Origin of the sequence: Ancylomarina sp. (genome assembly GCF_041555295.1) — a bacterium.
Lineage (GTDB): Bacteria > Bacteroidota > Bacteroidia > Bacteroidales > Marinifilaceae > Ancylomarina.
Map to the genome: position 1 here is coordinate 1 of NZ_JBFFKR010000360.1, position 2,867 is coordinate 2,867.

Annotated in this window: 1 protein-coding gene; it reads right to left on the bottom strand. The window is 38.0% G+C overall.

Annotated elements, in window-relative coordinates; genetic code table 11:
• Positions 1-282 precede the first annotated feature (282 nt).
• The gene (locus tag ABY905_RS15900; protein ID WP_372645644.1) at positions 283-2,829 is read right to left on the bottom strand and encodes a phosphoenolpyruvate carboxylase; all 2,547 of its coding nucleotides are present in this window, start codon (positions 2,827-2,829) and stop codon (positions 283-285) included.
• Positions 2,830-2,867: the final 38 nt, after the last annotated feature.

Here is a 2,867-nt window from a genome sequence, read left to right on the forward strand (position 1 = left end):
AGATCAAGGCTGCTTTTTAAATATCTTTCTTATTTGCCTCATGCTTAAGTGTGGCCGGGTGATTTTCGAACAAGTTCTCAACTTCCCGGTCTTACTAAAGCTTTCGTTAAACGAAAAATATTTAAAAGAGAGGCCCTATTTTCTTGAGCTCAAAAAATGAACCCCTTGTTCCTAATATTGAGTTTAATTGTAAGATTAGTAATGAAATACAAGGCACAAACAAAAACGTTTAGGACGGGATTGATTCTCAATCTATCATCATTCGCAATTGACAATTCATAATTAAACCGAATTCCTGCTGGCATTAATATTTCCATATACAGATCGAACCACCATTTTTTCGAACGCACTTCTACTAGCCGTATCCTGACCCAGTTTTTGCAAAGCATATTGCTGAATTACCAATAAAGGCAATACAATGGCTTCTCTGTTTTCTATCGATCGTTTTGAGATGGGTTCATCAGCCATCAGTTCATCGTACTCCGTAATTTCAAGTATCATCGCTTTTGACAGCTTGTATTCATCAAAAAGGATGCGCCAAAAATCGCTATACGCATCGTCTTCTCCCATATAGGCGGTGAGTTCAAAATAACATTTCGACAAAGACATCATACTATTTGAAATCAGAGCCTTAAAATAGGGAACCTCTTTGTATAAAGCTTTTAAATCGTCCAACCTATTCTGATCTTTTAGATTTTTCAAAGCCGTTCCGATACCAAAGTAGCCTGGTATATTTTGTTTCAACAGACTCCAGGAACCCACAAAGGAAATTGCTCTTAGGTCGGTCAATTCGAGTTGCTTCTTTTGCCCACGTTTTACGGGGCGGCTGCCAATCTTGGCTTTTGAGTAATATTTTAAAGGACTCACATTCTCCAAATAAGGGATGAACATCTCATGCTGCTTTAGCGCGTCATATTTCTTAAAACTTAATTCGCTTAAGTCTTCAAGCAGACGTCTGGATGCTTCCGAAATGGTAACCTCATCGTGATAGGTGAAATTATAAAGCCCTGCTGATATCAATTGCTCACAAGAGTATTGAAATTGTTCTTTTGTACCGTAAGTGCTCGTAATGGTTTGCCCTTGTATCGTCAGCTGAATCTCTTCATTAGATATTTTGGCACCTTGTGAAGCATAAAATCGATGTGTCTTGCCTCCTCCACGAGCAGGCGGTCCTCCCCTTCCATCGAAGAAAATTGATTTAATCTGATACTTCTCACACAATGCGGTCAATGTTTCTTTGGTTTTATATATCGACCAATTCGCTTTTAAATAGCCACCATCTTTAGTGCCATCAGAGAAGCCTAGCATCATAGTCTGCTTGTTATTTCTTCGCTTCAGATGCTTAGCATACAGATCTGTATTAAATATGTCTTCCATAATCTGACCTGCATCGCACATGCCTTTCATGGTTTCAAATAAGGGGACAATATCAAAATTGACATAGCTGATATCATTAGTTGTCCATCTGAATAAAGCAAAGACGAAAAGTATGGAAAATATATCTTCAGAATTGCTGATAATATATCTGTGACAGCCTTGTTCTCCGTTTGAGGATTGGATAGAAGGGAGTTGAATAATATTGGCTATCGTGTCGGCAACAAGTGGATCATCCACATTAAAACTAGACACATCAATTTCCTGCGTCAGAAGAATATTTATGAGTTCCTCTGTTGATAGTTCTTCAATGGTCTCATTGATTAAACCCTCTTTCCTCAGGATATAAGTGATCACTTGCTTATGAACTGAATGATCCTGACGGATATCGAGACTGGCAAAATGCGTTTTGAAAATAGTTACTTTGTCAATCGTATTCTGAAGATCATTTAAATACAAACTGTTATAATTCTCCTGAATGATCTTTTTAATCTCTAGCAAGGGATCTAATATGGATCGGTATGGCAGACAATAATCTTGATTGAACATAGCTGAGTATAACTGATCTCTAAGAGCTTCAATTTTCTCATCAACATGTTTAAAGGTGATTTTACTGCATAGTCGCTTAACATCTGAGTAATAACATTTCATTAAAGTCATTCTTAACTCATTGGCCACTTCTTTGGTTATGTCACTGGTCACGTAAGGATTCCCATCTCTATCGCCACCCGGCCAAAAACCTAAGGAAACAATCTCAGGGTTATCCAAATTGGTGACTTTACTCTTTATCCTACTATAGAGTTCCCCAATTGCATTGTAGTAGACATTTTTGCAGAAATAAATAATATTCTTGGCTTCTTCCAGAGGAGTCGGACTTTTTGCATTGATCAGTGATGTTAGGCCCAGTTGATTCAACAATAGGTCAATCTCATTCACGTCATTCTGAACAATCTGTCCTCTTAGCTCACTCATAATATCGAGTACAGCTGGCTGATAAAACTGAGTAGGATGTGCCGTTAGCACAATCCGTACTTTGAAGTCGTCTAGCTTTTGAAAAACGGCATCCCAATTGCCTCCTTTTTTGGTTTGACTCATCAAGTCACTTAGCTTTGAATCGTCTACATCTTCACGAATTTTGGGCAGAGCAGCATCTTCGATACTATCGAACAAAACAACCTGCCGCTCAACGTAAGAGATCACTCGAAATAAAAAGTCATTCCTCTCATCTTCAGTTTTCAGATGGGTGTGTGTATCAAAAAAGGAGTCTATGATTTCGATGGGGCTTTTAGATGCACTTAAACTTTCCTCACAATAAGCCGAAAGCAAAGGCAAAAGCTGTCCAACATCAACACCTTGATAAGGCAGATTGAGAAATAGGCTGTTATAAACCAAGTATTTCTTTTCTATTAAACTCTCAAACTTCTTTAGACTCGTATTTTCAGATGGGCTTTTCATAGGTAGACGATTGTAAGGGTGATACAATGAGTCTTAAA

Coding starts and splice junctions, on each gene's coding strand:
- ABY905_RS15900 (WP_372645644.1), bottom strand. CDS start 2,829: ATGAAAAGCCCATCTGAAAATACGAGTCTAAAGAAGTTTGAGAGTTTA.